3 protein-coding genes and 2 pseudogenes are annotated in these 4,619 nt (G+C 34.8%); 1 reads left to right on the top strand and 4 read right to left on the bottom strand.

Going from position 1 to position 4,619, the window contains the following annotated elements; genetic code table 11:
- Positions 1-44: 44 nt before the first annotated feature.
- On the bottom strand, positions 45-1,250 hold the full coding sequence (locus tag B3143_RS06865) for a tyrosine-type recombinase/integrase (protein WP_004812156.1): 1,206 nt from the start codon (positions 1,248-1,250) through the stop codon (positions 45-47).
- Positions 1,251-1,552: 302 nt separating this feature from the next.
- On the opposite strand from B3143_RS06865, the gene B3143_RS06860 reads away from it, so the two are divergent.
- Positions 1,553-1,984 (top strand): PPC domain-containing protein, encoded by a 432-nt coding sequence (locus B3143_RS06860; protein ID WP_004780041.1) that lies wholly within the window; start codon positions 1,553-1,555, stop codon positions 1,982-1,984.
- 118 nt (positions 1,985-2,102) lie between these two features.
- On the opposite strand, the pseudogene B3143_RS06855 reads toward B3143_RS06860, so the two are convergent.
- From B3143_RS06855 to B3143_RS06845, 3 genes and pseudogenes are all read right to left on the bottom strand, one after another.
- Positions 2,103-3,090, bottom strand: a pseudogene (locus B3143_RS06855) (IS481 family transposase).
- Between the two features lie 202 nt (positions 3,091-3,292).
- On the bottom strand, positions 3,293-3,643 hold the full coding sequence (locus B3143_RS06850; RefSeq protein WP_004780042.1) for a hypothetical protein: 351 nt from the start codon (positions 3,641-3,643) through the stop codon (positions 3,293-3,295).
- 150 nt (positions 3,644-3,793) lie between these two features.
- Positions 3,794-4,619: pseudogene (locus B3143_RS06845) on the bottom strand (IS3 family transposase); the annotation flags it as partial.

Here is a 4,619-nt window from a genome sequence, read left to right as displayed (position 1 = left end):
CTTACGTCGAACTCAGGTTAATTAAAACTTGGATTTCATAACCATTAATTTACAGTACAACTATCAATAAAATCGCCCCACCATTGCATCATTTCCATACGCTGATTAAAATATTCTGCATGATTATAACTTGCACGGGTTTTATTTTTATCAGTATGAGATAGCTGTGCTTCAATCCAATTTGATTGAAATAAACCGGATTCATTTAATATGGTACTAAATGTTGAGCGCAAACCATGAGATGATAGTTCATTTTTAGTATATCCCATCTTTCTAATAATTAAGTTCAGGGTATTAAAATGAATAGGTTTATTATTGTTTCGGGGGCTAGAAAACACATATTTTTCGCCATGAGACCAAACGAGTGCTGATTTTACAACTTCAAGTGCTTGATCAGATAGTGGAACTAAAAATTCAGGAATATCATGACCTAAAATAACTTTTCTTCTATATTGTTTAATATGTAAGGCTGGTATTTTCCATATTTTTTTATCCAGATCGAAATGATGCGGTTCACAAAGCAGTAATTCTCCACCTCGTACGCCTGTATATAACTTAAATAATAGGGCTTTTTTAATAATAGGATCTGTATTAACCTGCTTTAATCTAGCTAAAAAGCTAGATAGTTCATCTGAGTTTAAATACGGATAATTTTTTTTAATTTTATTATTGATTAATATTTTATGAAGACCATGGGCAATATTATATTCACAATAACCCATTGCTACAGCATAATCATAAATCTGATTTAAATAACTATAGGCTTTCTTTACAGGTTCTTTTACATTTCTAGATTCTATATTTTTAATAATCTTAACTAGATCATATCTTTTAATTTCAATAAATGGCATTAGTCCAATATTTGGATAAACATCCTGATCTAAACATTTTTTTGCGAGCTGAATTACACCGCATCGTGGTTCATCTTCAAAGGAATTTTTAATTTTAAATTCTAACCACTCTTCACAAATATCCTGAAAAGTTTTGATGTATTTTTTATGCGGTGGTTTATTTTCATAATTATTAAATTTATATTCATCCCGGACTGATCTAGCCTCTTTCAAGGATATTACAGGATATTCACCCAACTTGATGCGAGGACGTTTATTTGTCCCTGCAAGTGAATAGCGGTAACTCCAAGATTTACGTCCATTTGGTTCTACCTTCAAACTTAAGCCGTCATCATCTGCCAGAAAATAGATTTTTTCCTTTGGTTTAGCTTGACGTACCTTAATTTCAGTAAGACTCATGAATTTTTAACCTAACCACAAATGGCACTGCTCAATTCAATTATAGCAAATTTAAGCGATATTCATATGATGCGTATCATACGCATCACATATTTTTATAAGTAATTGTTAAATAAAATTTATATTTAGATTGGTTATTCCCTAGTAACCAATTAATTAACCATTAATTTTGCAAGTCTTAAATTGGCATTTGAAGTGCAACCCCATGTTATGACTATTCACATTTCTGCTCCATGATTCCTGGTTACTTATTAGTAATGTTATTATGTCAGGAGCGATACAAGAATTAGGGTAACCTTATTATGGAAATAGCGAATACGAAATTACTAGCTGGCGCTTTGATAGCCCTAACTTTAACTATAGTTAGCCCTGTCGTACTTGCAAATGATAACAATGATATACGAAAGACTATTGTAGTTAAGTTTGCTAAAAAAGCTTACTCTGCAAATTATTATGGAAGGATAGATGGATACAAGTATGATTCCTACAAATTTTATGCTAAAAAAGGGCAAAAGTTAAAAGTGAAGTTGACTGGAGGAAATGTTGAAGCTTACTTATGGGGTAATCAATTAAAAGACTCCATCAATCTTGGAGAATATTCTCCAGAGCTTGATGATAATGGTATTTATATTTTACCTGCTTCAGGTGAGTATGAAATTAGAGTATTACAACCTAGATCACAGGCAAGAAAAGATAAAAAACCTCAATACTGGATGAGTATTGACATTAAATAAAGACTTGCTAGATTTTTTTAAGCTTTTATACCAGGGTTCAAAAACTATTGCCAGTTAAACGGGGCGTGATTTTTATTCATATGTTTTTATATTAGTAAAAATGATATAGATACGTAATTCATGGAGATCGTTTCAATTTAGCAATTTCTAAATACATTTTGTCATTGGCATGTTGAATCCGTTCATTTGAGGGGTCGTATTGCTTCTGGACTTCACCTAAGAAAGGAGTTTCTTCACATAATTCAAAGTACCTTTCCATCGGTGTTTTATCTTTCAAAGCTGAATGTGGTCTCATCCAGTTATAGTAATGCTGCCATTCTGCCAGTTTGCTCTGAATTTCCTCTGAATCGATATCTACAGTAGCGTAGAACTCAGATTCATCAGTCTTTTGTGAGCGCTACCTTGCCATTCAGATAAGGTGAACCCGGTTTATTCGGCCTAAATTTGATCCCATACTGCATCATTTTTTCTGTACTTTTTCAGCAAAAAATTCTCGTCCACGATCGGTCCGTATTCGCTGTATGGGAAAAGGCATTTCTTCAATTACACAGTTAAAAAGTCGAGTGTATTCGCAGCTGTTCGGCGTTTATATATCCTTAAAACGCGATATCGTGTGCAGTCATCGATAGATGTGTACTGATATATCCAGCACCCAGTTTACAGGTATCCATTTGAATTCTATCGCCTGGTAATGGACGTTCATAACAAATGTAATCTACTTTACGACGGAATTTTTTAATCGGTTTGACTTAATGGGTGGATAGTACTTTATGGATAGTCGCCAAGGACAACGAGACTCCGTGCAGCTCATTAATTCGGTTTGCAAACGTCGAGCACCAAGATTTCTAGCTGAGCGCATTTCCAATATTAAAGCTTCTAGCTCAGCATTGATTTTAGTATTTGGCGATTTTAAGGGACATTTACTATGACTACTTAATCCATCTACTATGACTACTTAATCCATCAATACCTTGTTCAGAATATCGTTTCCACCACTTGCGTAAAGTTGGTCTAGAAATGCCACATCTCCGACAAACCAGGCCAGCATTATTGGTCTCTTCAAATAATTTAACCCATACGAGTCTTTGTTGAATTTCTCTGGTCATAGACACCCATTATATTGAAGTGATGTCTATGAATCACACAGATTATCATAAGACTTTTGCAACTGTCGCACCTCATGTTTGAATTCACCCATTAACAGAGTGCGAATTAGTCCTTGATTATGTTTGACCACATTTCAAGGAATAGTGTCCAACTTTCGGTATGCAGATTATGGTGTAGGGTTCTCTTAAAGTTTAAACCTTATTATTTTACTTCAGTAATGCTGATTGGCTGGTCTTTTACAAATTCAACAACCCCTTCACCACGTTTAAAGTGAATTGAAACTCCATTATTATTAGCTAAACGAATACCACTACCAGCAACTGTTTGCTTTAAACGATATACCATGCCTGAGTTATCAGTCATTAAAGCAGTTTCAAAGTTATCCGATGATTTCAGAAAAATTAATAAACCATTTGGACCAGAAAATTTAAGGACCTGCGTATCAGCTGAAGTATTTCTTGTAGCCTTATCTTGTAAAGTTTCAGTCTTTGAACTCGAAGTACACCCAGTCATTGCTAAAACTAACAAAGTTAAACTTAAAAAATATTTCATTTAAATACCTTTTTCATCTGTAAATCATAGGTATATTTATACTAATTGTTATAATTTAATAATAAAACAGATATTACTTTTTTTTACATAAAAAAGCCATAAATCGCATTTTGAACCTCACCGGATTTATCAGAGATTTTTTTATTTAAGTTAGGCCACCTGATCTAACGGGTTAATCTTATCATAGTACATTGCTTCAAACTCAAAAGGTGATACATAACCCAGTGCACTGTGTACACGCTTTTTATTGAACCAATCTACCCAGTTTAGTGTCGCAAGTTGTACATCTGCTAAACCTTGCCAATCTGCTTTTAAATATTCAATCATCTCTGTTTTGTATAAGCCATTCACTGTTTCAGCCAAAGCATTATTGTATGAATCCCCGTTGTACCGATTGATGCTCGTAAATTTTCTGCTCCTAAACGATTGGTATAGCGAATGGAAAGGTATTGAACCCCTCTGTCGGAATGATGAACCACATTCCTTGGCATACCTCAATCGTGCAATGCTTGCTCCAGTGCATCGAGCACCATATCTATATTCATACGTGTTGATACTTTCCATCCAACAATTGCTCGTGAGAACACATCAATAATAAAGGCGGTATAGACCCAACCTGAATGAGTTTGAATATACGTGAAGTCATCGACCTGAGCACTGCTTCGCAAGGGTCAGGATGATCAGCATTAAAATTACGTTTCACTAAATCATCTGCTCGTTTTTGGTCATCTCGGCTACGGGTGGTTTGTTTATTCTTACCACGCCAAACACCTTGTATACCTAGCTTCTGCATCAATCGAGCAACTGTACAACGTGCAATAACATAACCTTCACGTTTCAATTGTTGCCAGGCCTTACGCACACCATATCGACCTGAACTTTCTTTCCAAATTCGTTTAATTTGTTCAGCATGATGTAAATCATGCAGAGCACGTTTCGCTCGATGTTCTGGATTGTCAGCGAGATCTAAAGTTCG

Origin of the sequence: Acinetobacter sp. UBA1496 (assembly GCF_002324975.1) — a bacterium.
Classification (GTDB): Bacteria; Pseudomonadota; Gammaproteobacteria; order Pseudomonadales; family Moraxellaceae; genus Acinetobacter; species Acinetobacter variabilis.
This window is presented reverse-complemented; position numbering and strand designations above follow the sequence as displayed.